General features: G+C 64.6%; 16 protein-coding genes. 10 read left to right on the top strand and 6 right to left on the bottom strand.

The window, feature by feature from the left end; all coding sequences use genetic code 11:
- Both VJ693_RS10175 and VJ693_RS10170 read left to right on the top strand, forming a co-directional pair.
- Nucleotides 1-488, top strand: a 488-nt coding sequence (locus tag VJ693_RS10175; protein ID WP_324153805.1) for a PEP-CTERM sorting domain-containing protein, incomplete at its 5' end; no start/stop codon positions are given.
- A gap of 759 nt (nt 489-1,247) precedes the next feature.
- Nucleotides 1,248-1,445 (top strand): hypothetical protein, encoded by a 198-nt coding sequence (locus tag VJ693_RS10170; RefSeq protein ID WP_324153803.1) that lies wholly within the window; start codon nt 1,248-1,250, stop codon nt 1,443-1,445.
- 52 nt (nt 1,446-1,497) lie between these two features.
- Here VJ693_RS10170 and VJ693_RS10165 read toward each other — a convergent pair whose 3' ends face one another.
- Complete coding sequence (locus VJ693_RS10165; RefSeq protein ID WP_324153801.1) at nt 1,498-2,550, bottom strand: AraC family transcriptional regulator; 1,053 nt, start codon at nt 2,548-2,550, stop codon at nt 1,498-1,500.
- Nucleotides 2,551-2,633: 83 nt separating this feature from the next.
- Here VJ693_RS10165 and VJ693_RS10160 point away from each other — a divergent pair, with 83 nt between their 5' ends.
- From VJ693_RS10160 to VJ693_RS10150, 3 genes are all read left to right on the top strand, one after another.
- Nucleotides 2,634-4,247 carry an FAD-binding protein gene (locus VJ693_RS10160; RefSeq protein WP_324153799.1) on the top strand — a complete coding sequence of 538 codons (1,614 nt, stop codon included), beginning with the start codon at nt 2,634-2,636 and terminating at the stop codon, nt 4,245-4,247.
- A 30-nt stretch (nt 4,248-4,277) separates the two neighbouring features.
- Nucleotides 4,278-5,930, top strand: coding sequence for an acetolactate synthase large subunit (locus tag VJ693_RS10155; protein WP_324153797.1), 1,653 nt, complete (start codon nt 4,278-4,280; stop codon nt 5,928-5,930).
- Between the two features lie 281 nt (nt 5,931-6,211).
- Complete coding sequence (locus VJ693_RS10150) at nt 6,212-7,840, top strand: tetratricopeptide repeat protein (protein ID WP_324153796.1); 1,629 nt, start codon at nt 6,212-6,214, stop codon at nt 7,838-7,840.
- Between the two features lie 618 nt (nt 7,841-8,458).
- Here the strand turns inward: VJ693_RS10150 and VJ693_RS10145 are convergent.
- The 4 genes from VJ693_RS10145 to VJ693_RS10130 form a co-directional block, all read right to left on the bottom strand.
- On the bottom strand, nt 8,459-8,779 hold the full coding sequence (locus VJ693_RS10145) for a hypothetical protein (RefSeq protein ID WP_324153794.1): 321 nt from the start codon (nt 8,777-8,779) through the stop codon (nt 8,459-8,461).
- A gap of 14 nt (nt 8,780-8,793) precedes the next feature.
- Complete coding sequence (gene tnpC, locus VJ693_RS10140) at nt 8,794-10,371, bottom strand: IS66 family transposase (RefSeq protein ID WP_324153792.1); 1,578 nt, start codon at nt 10,369-10,371, stop codon at nt 8,794-8,796.
- A gap of 70 nt (nt 10,372-10,441) precedes the next feature.
- Nucleotides 10,442-10,774 (bottom strand): IS66 family insertion sequence element accessory protein TnpB, encoded by a 333-nt coding sequence (gene tnpB, locus VJ693_RS10135; RefSeq protein ID WP_324153790.1) that lies wholly within the window; start codon nt 10,772-10,774, stop codon nt 10,442-10,444.
- The gene (locus VJ693_RS10130) at nt 10,771-11,163 is read right to left on the bottom strand and encodes a transposase (protein ID WP_324153789.1); all 393 of its coding nucleotides are present in this window, start codon (nt 11,161-11,163) and stop codon (nt 10,771-10,773) included. The genes tnpB and VJ693_RS10130 overlap by 4 nt, the downstream gene beginning before the upstream one ends.
- Before the next feature lie 98 nt (nt 11,164-11,261).
- Here VJ693_RS10130 and VJ693_RS10125 point away from each other — a divergent pair, with 98 nt between their 5' ends.
- The 5 genes from VJ693_RS10125 to VJ693_RS10105 all read left to right on the top strand — a co-directional run bounded on the left by VJ693_RS10125 (nt 11,262) and on the right by VJ693_RS10105 (nt 15,707).
- Nucleotides 11,262-12,599, top strand: coding sequence for a site-specific integrase (locus tag VJ693_RS10125; protein WP_324153787.1), 1,338 nt, complete (start codon nt 11,262-11,264; stop codon nt 12,597-12,599).
- A 69-nt stretch (nt 12,600-12,668) separates the two neighbouring features.
- A complete protein-coding gene (locus VJ693_RS10120) occupies nt 12,669-12,908 on the top strand; it encodes a DUF551 domain-containing protein (protein ID WP_324153786.1) in 240 nt (79 codons plus the stop codon).
- Between the two features lie 109 nt (nt 12,909-13,017).
- On the top strand, nt 13,018-13,254 hold the full coding sequence (locus VJ693_RS10115; RefSeq protein ID WP_324153784.1) for a hypothetical protein: 237 nt from the start codon (nt 13,018-13,020) through the stop codon (nt 13,252-13,254).
- A 393-nt stretch (nt 13,255-13,647) separates the two neighbouring features.
- Nucleotides 13,648-14,780, top strand: a protein-coding gene (locus VJ693_RS10110) for an IS3 family transposase (protein ID WP_324153782.1) whose coding sequence is annotated in 2 segments (ribosomal slippage) — nt 13,648-13,909 and nt 13,909-14,780 — 1,134 coding nt in all. Because the reading frame shifts where the segments join, the coding sequence is not laid out codon by codon here.
- A gap of 354 nt (nt 14,781-15,134) precedes the next feature.
- A complete protein-coding gene (locus tag VJ693_RS10105; RefSeq protein WP_324153780.1) occupies nt 15,135-15,707 on the top strand; it encodes a hypothetical protein in 573 nt (190 codons plus the stop codon).
- On the opposite strand, the gene VJ693_RS10100 is transcribed toward VJ693_RS10105, so the two are convergent.
- Nucleotides 15,693-15,942 (bottom strand): ATP-binding protein (locus VJ693_RS10100; RefSeq protein ID WP_324153778.1); only part of this gene is annotated, 250 nt, incomplete at its 5' end. The genes VJ693_RS10105 and VJ693_RS10100 overlap by 15 nt on opposite strands.

Raw genomic sequence — 15,942 nt, 5'->3', positions numbered from 1 at the left:
TGGGGTATGACCAGATCGACGTGGTACTGAGCGACCGGCTCGTCTTCGACCTGTCGCCCAACACCAAACTGACGGTTTCCGGCCTCCTCTTCTCCGAAAGCTCCGCACCTGAGGAGGCCTTCATGACCTTGGCCCCCGACTTGCACGTACACGGCTTCGCAAGCGCGGCCGGCATGGCTGCTGTCCGGATGGGTGATGGCAGCGGGCTTGAAGTGACGTCGGTCGATGCCGAACGGAGCGAGGCGACTTTCTCGCTGTCGATCAGTTCGAGCGCGCAGACGCTCAGCACATTCGTCTTGCTGGACCTCGACGCGATGAGCTTCGCGCACCAGGAGTACATCTATGGCCCGCTGCCGGGCGTGCCAGAGCCCAGTTCGTGCCTGCTTCTCTTGAGCGGTTTGGGTGTTGTTGGATTGATCGCGCGCAGGAAGGCAACCAGTTTGTCAGGACATGACTTGCGAGCGGAGCCGGATTCCATGACGGCCTGAACTCGCTGCAACTGCGACACGGCATGCGCCGGGAGGCCAACGGTGGATTGCCCCATCTTGGAAACCTTGGCGCTGCCAGCCGCCCTATCTCGCATCGCTCAGGAGGCGTCACTCGAGGCTTCGCGTATGAGCGGTATAACGTCGCAGAGAAAAGCGACATTTTCGGTCGCCTACTACTCGTTAGCCGCCACCAATCCCTCTTCGTCCACCCACTCGACCACACATGAACGAGCATCATTCGAGAGCTGCATTGGGTCCGCTGGTTTCGCTCCTGGCCTTGGGCGCCTGTGCCACTGCACCGCTGTCCTTTGTGGAGGGTGGGCCTCTCACGCGCGCAGATCCAACTCTTTACCCGGTGCGTGTGGTCTCAGTCGACGGAAGCATCGAGTTCAGCGGTCCCGGCAAGCCCATTCAGTTATCGCCAGGTACGCGGTGGATGGTCTTCGAAGCCGTGCCCGGTGAAGGGGCACGAGGCCCGGTACAGAAGTCATTTGTATTCAAGGTGGAGCCTTGCACCCACTACTTCTTTGCGGCGAAGAGGAATTCTCCAATGGAAGCGGATTGGTCCCTCGTCGTTGACAAGAAGGAACCCGTGTTGGGCTGCATTCCGGAGGAAGAGCTTAGAAGGGCTGGACTATCTGCTGCCGGAAGCAGTACATCGGCCGCAAAGTAGTCGTCGGTGAAGGGGTTGCCGAGCACCGCTTCGCGCGGTCAGCTTGGGACGGGGAAGTCCCTTTCATTCGTTAGACGCCTTCTCACATGACGCTGCGCCTGCTCGCTCAGATTGAAGGCTGCGTTGTCCGCCCGTGGAGCGAGGCGGACAAATCAGAGTTACAGCGTATTGCCAACGATCGTGAGGTCTGGCGCAGTCTCACTGACCAGTTTCCACATCCGTATACGGAAGCCGACGCAGCGTTCTGGGTGCAGCACACAGGTACGGTGAACGGGCCACGATGATGCGGGCGGCCCCGGGGACGCCATGCGCAACGGCGGGACTCGCCCTGCCGCCTTATCGAGAGGCGCGCCCGCGCGATGCCTCGGGCGTCGCGATGGACTCCACATCCATCGATTGGCGCCGCCATTGCCCCGGCGTCATGCCGCTCCAGCGTGCAAAGGCACGGTAGAACGTGCTGACGTCGGTGAAACCCATCTGGCTGGCAATGTCGCCAAAGCTCAGCTCGGTCTGCCCGACCTGCGCCATGGCACGGTCGCGCCGTGTCTGGTCGAGCAAGGCCGCATAGTGCGTCTGCAGAGACTGCAGGCGGCGCGTCAGTGTCCGGGGCGTCAAGCCCAGTGCCTTCGCCGCTTCGGCACGTTTGGGAGCCTGGGGTCCCAGGTGCTGCACGATCCAGGACCGGACCAGGTTGTCCAGTCGCTGGTCGCTGGTCAATGCCTTGAGCTGCGATGCCGCGACGGATTCGTGCAGGCGGGCCAGCTGTGGGCTGGCCTGGGGAATCGGACGGTCGAGGAGCGCTTCGTCCAGGAGCAATCCGCTGAATGCACAGTTGAACTCGATCCTGCGCCCGAAGACCTGCTGATAGCCCTGAAGCGGTCCCTGAGCGTCGTGGCTCAAGCGCGTCAGATTCGGGCGCAAGGCCTGCCCGGTGGCCCACCTGGAGGCCGTCAGGACCGCCGCCAGCACGGCCTCGATCTGCTGCGGGCTGTAGGCCAGATCGCCCTGCTGCGGGTGGTACACGAGCCAGCAGGTCTCGTCGCCCACCTGCAGCAATTGCAGGCGTCCGCCGTCGGAAATCAGGCTTTGGTACTTCTGTGCCGCGGCGATCGCCTGGCGAAGCGTGGCGGCCGATTGCAGGAGAAAGCCGACGACGTTGAAGCTGGCCAGCCCCACCTGCGATCCGGCCTTGAGTCCGAACCCCGGGTCCGCCGTCAGCCGCGTGGCGACGCGCCACAGGCGGGTGATGTGGTCGATCGGCCAGCGCTCTTTTTCGAGCGCGCTGTGCGCAATGCCGGCGGCCTTGAGCAGCGCGGTCGACGAGATGCCTTGCCGGTGCGCCTCGCCCAGCACGGTCTGCACCCAGCTGTTGGACACGGTGGCCTGCAAAGTCAATTCCTGTGGCCCAAGATGTCAATGAGTCCCGATCCTAATCGCATAGTTTGCAGACTGCTGACTGGCAGGGGTCGCTGATGGCAAACAGACATTCGACGGACGTTGCGATTGCGGGCGGGGGCTTGGCGGGAATCGTCACCGCGTTGGAATGCCTGCGCGCCGGGCTCAGCGTGACTGTCGTGGATCGCGACACGCCCGAGCGCCTGGGCGGCCTGGCGCTGTGGTCCTTCGGGGGCATGGCGCTGGTGGGCACGCCGTTGCAGGCCAAGCTGAAGATTCCCGATTCGCCCCACCGCGCCCTGGCGGACTGGCTGAGCTTCGGCGAGCTGGGCGCCAACGACGTCTGGCCGCGCCGCTGGGCCGAGCACTACGTCCAGGAGTCGCGACCGCAGGTCTACGACTGGCTCGTGCAGCAGGGGTTGCGATTCATGCCGGCCGTGAACTGGGTCGAGCGCGGAAAGTACGGCAACGGCAACCGCCTGCCGCGCTACCACGTGCTGTGGGGCACCGGCCACGGCCTGGTGCGGCGCATGGTGGCGGTTATGCAGGAAGCGGGCGGCAAGGGTCGTCTCACCGTGCTGAGCGGGCACCGGGTCGTGGGCATCGAGCGCAGCGCGAAGGGCGTGACCGGTTTGCGCGCCGAGCCCGAAGGGGGCGGCACGCCGGTGCTGATCGACGCCGGCCGCGTCGTGCTGGCCATGGGTGGCATCAACGGCTCGACCGAGCAGGTGATTGCGAACTGGCCCGCCGGCCGCGTACGCCCCGCCACTATGCTCAACGGTGCGCATCCGTTCTCCGATGGGCGGCTGCACCGGCAGGTGAGCGACGAGCTGGGCGGCCGCATCACGCACGCCGGCGAGATGTGGAACTATGCGGCGGGCCTTCCTCACCCGCGACCGCACTTCCCGGGTCATGGACTGTCCGCCATTCCGAGCAAGTCGGCCCTGTGGCTGGACCACCGCGGCCGGCGCATCGGGCCTGAGCCGCTGGTCACGGGTTTCGACACGCACGATCTTTGCCAGCGCGTGGCGGCGCTGGAGAAGCCCTATACCTGGCAAGTGATGAACTGGCGCATTGCCGCGCGCGAACTCGCCATCTCGGGCGCTGAGCACAATCCGCATGTGCGCGACAGCCGTCGCCTGCACTTTGCGCGCGACATTTTCTTCGGCAATCATGCGCTGGTGCGTCAGCTGCAACGCGAGTGCCCGCAGTTCATCGTCGAGCCCACACTGGGCGCACTGGCCGCCCGCATGAATGCGCTGACCGGCACGAACGACGTCGATCCTCAGGTGCTGCAAGCCACCGTCGACGATTTCGATTCGAACTTCGACAGGGGCCTGAGCGTCTGCAACGACGAGCAGATCCGGCGGGTGATGCATGCCAGGCAATGGTGGTCCGACCGGCTGCGCACCTGCAAGCCGGCACGGCTGCAACAACGCGGCGCCGGCCCCTTCATCGCCATGCAGCTGCAGCTGGTCACACGCAAGAGCCTGGGGGGCCTGCAGACCGACCTGCAAAGCCGCGTGCTGGACGCGGCCGGCCAGTCCGTGCCGGGGCTGTATTGCGTGGGCGAGGCCGCGGGCTTCGGCGGCGGCGGGGCCAGCGGCAAGCGCTCGCTGGAAGGCACCTTCCTGCCCGGCTGCATCCTCACGGCGCGGGCGGCGGCACGCGCCATCACTCACGGGCATTGACGACAACAACGACAACCGGAGACAAGCACCATGATCGGCGCACAAGCCTTGATGAAGACCCTGGCCGACGCGGGCGTCCAGGTCTGTTTCAGCAACCCCGGCACCTCGGAGATGCACTTCGTCGCCGCGCTCGACCAGGAGCCCCGCATGCGCGCGGTGCTGACCCTGTTCGAAGGCGTGGCCACCGGCGCGGCCGATGGCTATGCACGCATGGCCGATCGACCTGCGGCCACGCTGCTGCACCTGGGCTGCGGCCTGGGCAACGGGCTGGCCAACCTGCACAACGCGCGCAAGGGCCGCGTGCCCATCGTCAACATCGTCGGCGACCACGCCACCCACCACGTGCGCTACGACGCGCAGCTTCAGTCCGACATCGAGACCGTGGCGCGCAACGTCTCGCGATGGGTCCGGACCTCGGGATCCACCCAGGCGCTGTGCCAGGACGCCGTAGAGGCCGTGGCCGCCGCCATGGGCCCGCCCGGACAGGTGGCCACGCTCATCCTCCCGGCCGACGTGTCGTGGTCCGAAGGCGGCACGCCGGCCCGGCTGCCGCCCGCCTCGCCACCGAAGCCGATCGACGACGCCGTCATCGACACGCTCGCGCAGTCGCTGCGCAGCGGCGAGCCGGCGGCGCTGCTCTTGGGCGGTCGGGCCTTGCGCGAGCCCTCGCTGCGCGCTGCCGGTTGCCTCGCGGCCCGCTACGGCGTGAAGCTGCTGGCCGAGGTGTTTCCCACCCGCATCGAACGCGGCGCCGGGCTGCCGCATGTGGAGCGCATCGCCTACCTGGCCGAGCTCGCCTCGGTGCAGCTGCGCGGGCTCAAGCACCTGATCCTCGTCGACGCCAAGTCGCCCGTGTCGTTCTTCGCCTATCCCGGCAAGGCCAGCGACCTGGTGCCCGAAGGCTGCACCGTGCACACGCTCGCGTCCTTCGAACAGGACGCGCAAGCCGCCCTGGCCGCGCTGGCCGCGCGTGTTCAGGCGCAGGCGGTGGACCCCGTGCTGCAGGCCCCGGTGAGGCCTTCGCGGCCGCGCGGCAAGCTCACGGCCGAGAAGGTGTGCAAGGCCATCGGCGCCATGCTGCCCGAACACGCCATCATCGTGGACGAGGCGCAGACCTCCGGCGTGCTGCTGCCCGCATTCACGCGCGGCGCACCGCGCCACGATGTGCTCACGCTCACTGGCGGCGCCATCGGCCAGGGGCTGCCCACGGCGGTCGGCGCGGCCATCGCATGCCCGGACCGTCCCGTGATCGCACTGTGCGGCGACGGCTCGGCCATGTACACGCTGCAGGCGCTGTGGACCATGGCCCGCGAGCGCCTGAACGTGGTCAACATCATCTTCAACAACCGCTCCTACGCCATCCTCAACGTCGAACTGCAGCGCGTCGGCGCGCAGGGCCAGGGCCGCAGCGCGCGTGCCCAGCTCGACCTGGCCAACCCGCCGCTCGACTTCGTGCAGCTCAGCAAGGGGATGGGCGTGCCGGCCGTGCGGGCCACCACCGCCGAGGGCTTCGTGCAGGCTTTGGAAGCGGCACTGGCCACGCCGGGACCACACCTGATCGAGGCCGTGGTGCCGAGCGCCTTCACCGGGCTCAAGCTGCGACTGCTGCCGGCCCTGCTGAAGTCGCTCGACAGCCTGCCCCAGCCCGTCGCTCGCGCCATCAAGCGCAAGGTGGCACCCTGATCGGATCGCGGCGCCCGCCGCCGTCGCAGGGCAGTGGGAATTGCCTTCGCATTCCGGTCGAGCGGAAGGCACCCTCTGCAACGGACCGCGATCCAAAGCCGGCACCTCGGGCTCTTCGCGGCCACAAGCCGTCGGTCTCGAACGGCGGGAATCCGCAAGCTCCCTTGTGTTCTCGGCCCCCAGCGATTGGCACCAACGACCACTGACCGGTCCATGCGCTGCGCTACCATTTCTCCCGAAGCTATCAGGCCGCACGAGCGGCCGCACAGGAGGAGGCTGGCATGGCGTCGAAACGCCCCTTGATCTTGATGACGGTCCTGCTGGGCCTGATCGCGGCCTACGTGGCCGGCCCACACCTCATGCGCCAGAAGACGGGCACGCCCGCGCCTTCGCTGCCCGGCAGCAATAGCATGTCCGATGTCAAGGTCCATCAAGAACCGGACGGTCACTGGGTCGCCTCTCTCGACTATTTCTACACTGGCGCCCCCGCTGCTGCGGTCATCACAGTTCAACTTGCGCGCGCGGTCGCTGACGGGCCACCGGTCAAAGTGGGGTACCCCTCCGGATACAAGCTGGCGCAACGAGGGACGCATCATCTCGACCTTGCGCTTAATCGTCCCCAGGGGGAGGAGTCAAGCAGCACGGACTTGGTGCTTGCATCGATGGGCGTGGGGCAAGCAGTACTGGCGACACACGAGGTGAACCAGCACATCGACTGGCCCGATTTCCAAACCTGGGCTGAGGAAAGTCGTTGGCGCGGAAAGTCGTCTCACGATCTGCTCAAACAGGCAGTGGCCGACATCGATTCCGGCCAAGGGCCTTCGCTGCAGGAGGCGAAGACTCTGCTGGAACGCATCCTCTCTAAGGATCCGAAGTTCACGGCGGCATACATCGAGCTTGCCCGGGTGGCAATGAAAACGAACTGGGGTCCCGAAGGCTTGCATCAGGCTGAGGTGTTGCTCACGTCCGCTCTTCAAATCGAGCCGGAAAGTGCCAATGCAAAGATCCTGATGGGCTACGTCTACGCTCATCAGCACCGATACAAGCAAGCTGAAACGCTCTTTGTCGCCGCTGCCGCCTCCAAGCCGGCCAATCTATGGTTATGGACCAATTGGGGCGAGATGCTGTCTATGGAAGGGGCTTCCGATGCAGCAATCGAGAAGTACAAGGTGGCTGTTCAGCACGCCCCCACCCACGACACCTACGATCGAGCACGAATGCTGGCTTACGATCAGTTGCTGTCGATCCTCGGGCGGCGCCACGATCTTGACGGGATGGAAGCGCTCCACAAGCAACGCGTGGCGGAATACGGCGCGCAGGGGTGCTACGGCGTAGCTTACGGGGACTTTGCCTTGCATGAGCGAGGCGACATCGACATGGCCGTTCAACTGGCACGTACGGCGCTCGACCAGCATTGCAGCGAGGCGCGCGACTTGCTCGGCCTCGCCTTCTATTCGAAGTGGGCTCGCTCCACAGGTGCTAGTGATGCCGACGCTCTCAACCAGGCGCGCATCTATCTGCCCGCCGGTGCAAGACCCATCTACCTTCTCGCCACGAGCGATCGGACGGCCACCGCGCTTCCCAAGCTGATGGCTTTAGGCGAGCGCATCGACCAGATGGATAACGACAAGTTTGATGCCCTCGCCTATGCGTTGCGGCGTGACGACCTGGCTGCGGCTCGACGCCTGCTTCGATTCGGCGCAAATCCCTACGCACCTGTGGGCGACGAAGCCATTCCGGTGGCGCTGCTACCCGTCATCGAACGGCGGATCGATGCCATCCACCTCATGCAGCGTTCAGGGGTGGACTACGCCAAGCTGCGCTACAGAGGCGTCACCGCACTCGATCATGCGAAGGAGATTGGTGACAAGTCTCTTCTGGACATACTGACGCCCCGGCCCGGCGCCTAGTTGTGAACGTTTTTATAGCAAAGCGAACGCGGACAAGTTGTCCGAGCCCATGGCAGGCTGTGTCCGCCGATGACTGCTTTGACCGAGATGCTGAATGTCGACATGTTTGACCCTGCCGACGCGGAAGAAATCGATGAACCAAGGCGTCGGCAGAATGAGGTCTTGCATGGCATGTCGAACACAAAGCCGCCGTCGATCGAAAGACCGTCACACGCCTCGGGCGCATCGCGTGGAAGCACCAGAACGTGATCACGCCTTGCCACTGCTGCCAAACGTCTAGCGCTTCGAAGAAGAGGGGCGCTCAAAAGCGATGCTTCGTGGCTGAAGCAAGCCGCGGGTCGCGTCGTCTGGCTTCTCTAGGAGGCTAGCTTTTGGTCGCACACCAATCGTGTGCCGGGGAAGAATTCAGGGAAGAATCCGGGGGCAGGGCGGTCGGCGAGGGGATCGCCTCCCAGAAGAGCTCATTTGCCAGATCCCTCGGAACCCCCGTTTGACCCACTTTTCTTGGTTCGAGTCCAATCGTGCATGGTCCGGGTGTGCTCTGTGCCTGCACCCAGACATGGATTGCTGCTTGGACGCCGTAAGCGGCTCGCGGCCCCATCTTGACCGCGGCGCCGATCACGGCTTCGTCGGTAATCGGACGATGTTCGGCGGGTTGCTGGTTGCGTCGGCGTCGACTACATGGCTGAGGAACACTGGCGCAACGTTCCACTGGTGGTGATCGTCGGTGACGACCGTCACGGTCTTGCGGTTGTACTTGACGATGACGCCGGTCTTTGGGTCGTGTCCCGGCGGGTGGAAGCGCACGCGGTCGCCGACGCTGTAGCTGAGCATCTGGTGGTGCGTGCGAGCCTCCTGCAGGTACCTCAGGCGCGCCACGATCTGCCGGTTCAGCTCCACCAGCTCGGCCTCGTCGAGCTTGCTGAGGTCGATGTTCATGACCGCGCAGTATCTCAGCGCCCGGCCTGTGCCTTCCAGCGATGTGGGAGCAACTCCTCGATGCGGCTTGCCGAGTGGCTCGGCAGCCGCTCGAGCACGTCCTTCAGGTAGGCCCACGGATCGTGGCCGTTGAGCTTTGCCGACTGCACCAGGCTCATCACGATGGCCGCGCGTTGACCCGCGAGCTCGCTTCCCGCGAACAGCCATGCCTTCCTGCCGACCGCCCAGGGACGCAGCAAGTTCTCGAGGTGGTTGTTGTGCGGGCTGACGTCGCCGTCGCTGAGGAAGCGGCTCAACGCCTCCCACCGGCGCAGGCTGTAGTCGATAGCCCTGGCGACGGCGCTGCCCTCGGGAACCCGCTGTCGCTCCAGCTTCAGCCAGGCATGCAGCCCGTCCCAGTGTGGCCGCGTGATCTGCTGTCGCAGCGCCAGGCGCTCAGCGGGTTCGCAGTGCTGCAGCTGCTGCTCGATCTGGAACACCACCGCCATGCGCCTCACGGCCTCGGCCGCGACCTCGCTGTGGCCGTGCTTGATCAGCTCGTCGAACTTGCGTCGGCTGTGAACTGCGCATCCCGCCTCGACGCGCACCCCAAGCTTGAACAGCGTCTCGTAGCCCTTGTAGTCGTCGCAGATGAGCGTGCCCTTCCAGCCATCGAGGAACGCCACCGGGTACTTGCCGCCGCGCCCCGGGCAGAACTCGTAGATCACGCCGGGCTGGGGATCGAACTGGCTGCGCGCGTAGCCCCAGATGTACGCCTTCTTGGTCTTGCCCGCGCCAGGGTCGAGCATCGCCACCGGCGTCTCGTCGGCATGCAGCACCGCGCAGGCCAGCACGAAGGCCTTGTGCACCTCGTACAGCGGCTCCAAGGCCGCGCCGCCGGCGCCCGCCCAGGCCGCCAGCGTCGAGCGCGGGGTGTGCACGCCTGAGCGCGCGTTGATGGTCTCTTGCCGGTAGTACGGCAGGTGGTCCACGAAGCGGCTGACCAGCGTGTGCGCGACCAGTGCGGCGGTGGGCTGGCCCTTGTCGATGATCTGCGGCTCGGCCGGCTCCTGCACCAGAGTCTGGCAGCACTTGCAGGCCCACTTGCCATAGATGTGGCGGTGGACGAAGAACTCCGCCGGGATGATGTCCAGCCGTTCGCTCACCTCCTCGCCGATGCGCAGCATCGGACGGCCGCACTCGGGCTGCGGGCAGTTCGTGTCCTCGGGCTCGTGGCGGTGGTCTTCCCGGCGCAGGTGCGCGGGCAGCGGCTGGCGCCGCGGGGCACGCTTGGGCGGCGGCTTGTCCTGGCCGGCCGCCGCTTCGGCCGCGGCCTTGGCGTTCTGCAGTGCCTGCAGCTGCGCCAGCAGGCTGGCCTCGTCTTCGGCCAGCGTCTCCTCGAACAGGCGCCGCTGCTCGGCATCCATCACTTCGGTCTTGGCCCCGAACTTCAGAGCCTTCAGCCGCGCCAGCTCGAACGTGAGCTTCTGCAGCTTCGTCTCTTTGAAGTGCAGCTCCTGCGTGAGCCGCTGCACCATGGCCATCACCTTCGACGCCGCCTCAGCATCCAGACCTTGCAGGTCTTCGGCCTTGAGCTGTTGCGTATCGAGCATGGGGCGCGATTGTCATCGCGCCCACCACGCTCAGGCAAGGCTGCGCAACGCGGCGTTGCCACTGCAACCTCTATACGCGCGTGATGACCTGCAGCTGCTCCAGGCGCTGCCACGGCAGTCCAATCACCAGCGCCTCGAACTGCTCGCGCGTGAGCGCAAGCGTCGCGGTGTCGGCCGCAGGCCAGAGGAAGCGGCCCTCGTTGAGCCGCCGCGTCGCGCACCACACGCCGAACCCATCGTGTATCAGCAGCTTGATCCGCGTCGCGCGCGCGTTCGCGAACAAGTAGGCGTGATGAGCTCGCGCCTGGCCGAACACGAGCACCACCTGCGCCAGCAATCGCTCGGCGCCCGCGCGCATGTCCACGGGCGCGACCGCCACCCACAGCGCATCGATGCGGATCACTTCATCAGCTCCCGCATCCACGCCATGAGTTCGCCCGCCGACTCCGCCGGCCAGCACAACGTGACGGTCGTCGCGCCACGACGCAACTGCACCTTCATGTCCTTCGCCGGCGCGGGCGGGGGCATCTGCACTGGCACGAAGGACGCGGGCGCAGCGATCGCCGGCGTCAACCGCGCATCGAGCGCCAGTGCGCTCGCAGCACGCGGCGCCGGCAGTCCGGTGCGCTTGATGCCACGCCCGACCAGCCACTTGCGCACCAGGTTCGCGTTCAGCCCGTGCGCGAGCGCCACCGCCGCCACCGACGCGCCCGGCGCTTCGCACTCGGCCAGCACTGCGGCCTTCAACTCGGCAGCGTGTCGGCGCCGCGGATTGGGTCCTTTGGGATTCATCAGGGGTCCACCTATTCGATTTGGTGGACACCATCCTCAGCGCCTCATCCGCACCGTTCAAGATGGGATGACCAGCCCCTTACCTCGATTGGCCCTGCATGCTCTTGATCTTGAATTCAGCAGTCCGCGTCCACATTCGACACGTCCAACTCCGAGGGGCCATCTACTGGTTCCACCTCCGAGTCCCCAAGGACCTTCACGGCCGCTTCCCAACCAAGCTCATCCGCAAGTCGCTGGAGACCTCGGACGCACGTGTGGCCGCCCGCAAGGCCGCAGCCATGGCACAGAGCTACGAAGCGCAGTTCAAGGCGCTCCGCAACGACAAGGCCTTGACCCCTGGCGAGACGTTGCGGGCCGCTCAGGCCCTCGCTGATGAGTGGGGAGACCTCAGCACTTTTGTGGATCACGTAGTCGATCCGAAGTGGCATCGCTACCTTGCGGACCAGGGATATCCGGATCACGTCCCAGAGTGGCTTGCGGACACTCCGGAGAAAGAATTCCTCCCTGCTCACGAAGAGGCAGCACTTCGGATACTCCAGAAAGGCCGCGTCAATGCGAAGAGGTTGAGTCACGCCTTTGACGCCTACGAGTCCACCCATGAGAAGGCGCACGATGCCGACTTCATCGCCAAGGTGCGCAGGGACTGGGATGGGTTGATGGCTCTCGTAGGCGACATCGCGGTGGAAGACCTGACACGAGAGCACGGACGCAACTACATCGACACTCGCCTGACTTCAGTCAAGACGACGACAGTCCGCCGCTCGCTCTCGCACATCAACGCCGTCCTAGCAGTGGCTTGGCGTGAATGGGAAATCGCGAAGCCCAACCCCTTTGCCGTTTTGAAGATCAGGGCAGAGGGTCACGATGCGAAGGAGGCCGTGGTTCCGACCACAGATGCGGTCAAGGAACTCATCACCAAGTTCGCCAACGACGACAGCAGCACGGCCCTTCTCATCCGCCTTCAGATTGGTACAGGAGCCCGTATCGGGGAACTCTCAGGCCTAGCGGTCGCGGATGTGCTGCTAGACCATGAAACTCCGCACATCGCCATCAAGCCCCAGCCCTGGCGCAGCCTCAAGACAGAGGCGAGTGTTCGGGACGTGCCCCTTCTAGGCGTGGCTTTGACAGCGGCTACGCGGGTCGTAGCGTTGGCCAAGGCATCCGCCGCCCTCTTTCCTGAGTACGCGAAGAAGCGCGGGAATGACAACGCCTCCGCTGCTGTGAACAAGCGCCTTGCCGAGTCGGGCATCACCTCTCATTCCTTCAGGCACTGGATGAAGGACGCACTGCGCGAAGTCGGCTGTCCCGAGGACATTCAAAAGGCCATTCAAGGGCATTCCGGCAAGGACATCGCCGCAAACTATGGCAAGGGGTACAGCCTGAAGGCAAAGCGCCGCTGGCTTGCCGAGGTAGCAGCCCTGATCCCGGATCAGTGAGTATCGAAACACTAGAGCCGTCCGAGACTCAGCGGCGGCATGCCACCCAACGTATTCCGAGGAACCGAAATGAACAACTGGATCACCGTCGCCGAACAACTTCCCCCCAAGGACACCCTCGTCCTCGTTCGCGGGTGGCACCCAGACCAACCCAGAGCCGAACGGGTGGTGACTGCTGCCCGCCTGCTGGACTCTTGGGCCACCGAGGACGCTGAGGGAAACTACTCGGAGGTTTGGGCGGATGATGTGGAGTTCGATGAACTCACCTTCAGCCCGACCCAGTGGCAGCCGATGCCAGCGCGGGCCTGAATCCCCCAGGTCACATCAGGCCCCACACCCCTCGCCCGGATCACCGAAGCGCCCTGAGGGCCTCTGAGGGGCGTTCCTGAGCCAATCGCAACACCGAAGAGACTCACCCATGATGCAAGAAGTGGCAGACCGGCTATATCAGGCCCTGGGTCATGAGCTTCGACCAGCGAAGTCTGTCCGTGGCCTGGATGTTCTGCCCGAGGATGTTCTTCGGGACATCGAAGTGATCTACGACACATGCGGAGGCATCTACGTGTTCGCGTACCTCTATCACGTCACCGACGCATCCTTCGCAGAGGTGAAGATGTACGTAGACCGCCGAGGGTGGCACCACAGCGCTGATTGACCCGATGGACTGGGCCAACTCCGCAGTCAGGGCCATCCCCTTATGCCCCTTCCTTAAGGAGAGGGCTAAGGGTCCTAAGGAGTTCCTAGGTTCCCCTAGCTCTCCTCTGGTGTGATGCCATGGGGATGATGATTGAAATACCACCAATGGACACCAAAGGTAGCCAGGAGCTTCCTGGTGGATTGAATGAAGAAGGCTGCTAGCAACAAGAACGAGGAACCCAGCAAGGATGAGTTCTTCGATGGTCATAGAGTCGCCAAGACCGTGGCATCCAAGCTGGTTGTTGCCCACGTGCTGAGTCTCAGAGCCGGTCGCGTGAATCTGAACACGGCATAAAGTGGAGAGGCTGCTCCGATGGGCGAGGATAGAGCCCAGGAAGAAGGAGCAGAGAGTATGAGCAGGAGACCGCGGCGCAATCACTCAGCGGCGTTCAAGGCCAAGGTGGCGATCGAGGCGCTGGCCGATGGGAGGACCATCGCCGAGATCGCTCAGAAGCACGACGTGCATCCGAACCAGGTGACCGAGTGGCGGCGTCAGCTCATCGAGCGCGCCGCCGGCGTGTTCGGTGGCGCAGTGGCGCCCGAGGCGGCGGCGGTGGACCTCAAGGCGCTGCATGCGAAGATCGGGCAGTTGGCGCTGGAGAATGATTTTTTGGAAGGCGCGCTCAGCAAGGCCGGGTTGCTGAGCGTAAAGCGATGATCGAGCGCGATCACGAACTGCCGGTCAAGCGCCAAGCCGAACTGCTGGGCATCAGCCGCGGCACGGTGTACTACCACCCCGAGCCGATCCCTGAGGTCGAACTCGCGCTGATGCGCCGCATCGACGAGTTGCACCTGGAGTACCCATTCGCGGGCAGCCGCATGCTGCGCGATCTGCTGCGGCTGCAGGGCATCGAGGTCGGGCGCCGGCACGTGGGCACGCTGATGCGGCGCATGGGCATCCAGGCGCTGTACCGCAAGCCCAACACGAGCAAGAAGCACCCGGCGCACCCGGTGTTCCCGTATGCGCTGCGAGGGCTGGGCATCGAGCGCGCCAACCAGGTGTGGGCGTTGGACATCACGTACATCCCGATGGCGCGCGGCTGGGTGTACCTGGTGGCGGTGCTGGACTGGCACAGCCGCCGGGTGCTCGCTCACCGGGTGTCAATCACGATGGAGGCGGACTTCTGTGTCGAGGCCTTGCGCGAGGCGGCCGCGCGCTGGGGAACGCCAGAGATCGTCAACACCGACCAGGGCAGCCAGTTCAGCAGCGCCGAGTTCGTTGCCGAGGTTGCGCGCATCGGTGCACGCCAAAGCATGGATGGCAAGGGCTGCTGGCGCGACAACGTCTTCGTCGAGCGACTGTGGCGCAGCGTGAAGTACGAGGACGTGTACCTCAAGGCCTACGACGGCGTCAGCGCCGCGCGCCAGAGTCTGGGGGCGTACTTCGACTTCTACAACGCACGCCGACCGCATCAGTCGCACGACGGCCAAACACCGGATATGGTCTACTTCAACGCGCTGGCGCCGATGCACGCCGCAGCGTGATGGGTTGAACCATGTGTACATGGGCTCAACCGGGGCGCCTCCGGCGGCCTGGCAGGGGCCCGGGATTGAAGAAGTTCAAACCGCAGCCAATCCACTTACTTCAAGGCGTTGCGTGTTCAAACGAGCGGAGCCGGCTCTCTCATTCGGAAGCAGGAGGCCAAGGACCGACAGCGAGCCAGGAAGGCCGCAGATCAGCAACGCCACGAATCACAGGTGGAGGCCCTGGTGTGTGAACTCTTGTTTGTCCATCTCCAGAGCCCTGACCAACGACTGTGCGTTTCCAGGAACAATCGGGACTACACGAGGCGGAATCGATACGCCCCGTCATTCCTGTCTGAGAAGTTCATTGACGTGATGGACGCATTTACCAGCCTTGGTGCCTGCAAGATGCGTCAAGGGGTCCACAGGCTGCGCAGTGGCGACGGCAAGGGGAGCAAGACAACCTTGTGGCCCGGGCCGAAGCTGATCGAGTTCCTTGACCGTCACCCAGTCACCTTTGCTGACCTTGGACGCAACCCGGACGAAGAGGTGATCGTTCAGAAGGCCCCCAAGGAGCGCTTCGGCGACAAGGGCAAGTGGCTCGACTACACCGACAACGATGACACCGTGCGGATGCGTTCGGAGGTGCGTCGGATCAACCGGTGGCTTGAGGATGCGGACATTGAATACGTGCCGATGGATGATGGACCACGCCACGCAAAGATCAACGATCAGGAGAGACGCCTCAGGAGGTACTTCAGCAATGCCAGCTTCCAGGAGCACGGCCGACTCTACGGAGGCTTCTGGCAGAACCTGTCCAAGAAGGACCGCGGCGATTGCATCTACATCGACGGTGAAGATGTTGAGTTCCACGCAATCCTGACCCACCGTTTCCATCCAATATTGACCCACCCGTATTCGAGCCACTCGGACTCAGGCTGTGGGTAACTTCTTGGTCTTAGACTCCTTCTTGGGCTGGTTGGGTTGGGCGGAGCTGTTCTTGAAGCGGTAGCTGTCGTTGCCGGTCTCCAGGATGTGGCAGTGGTGCGTGAGCCGGTCCAGCAGCGCCGTCGTCATCTTCGCATCACCGAACACGCTGGCCCACTCGCTGAAGCTCAGGTTGGTCGTGATCACCACGCTCGTGCGCTCGTACAGCTTGGACAGCAGATGGAACAGCAGCGCC

The organism is Ideonella sp., from assembly GCF_035254525.1.
Taxonomy (GTDB): Bacteria; Pseudomonadota; Gammaproteobacteria; order Burkholderiales; family Burkholderiaceae_C; genus Ideonella.
This window is presented reverse-complemented; position numbering and strand designations above follow the sequence as displayed.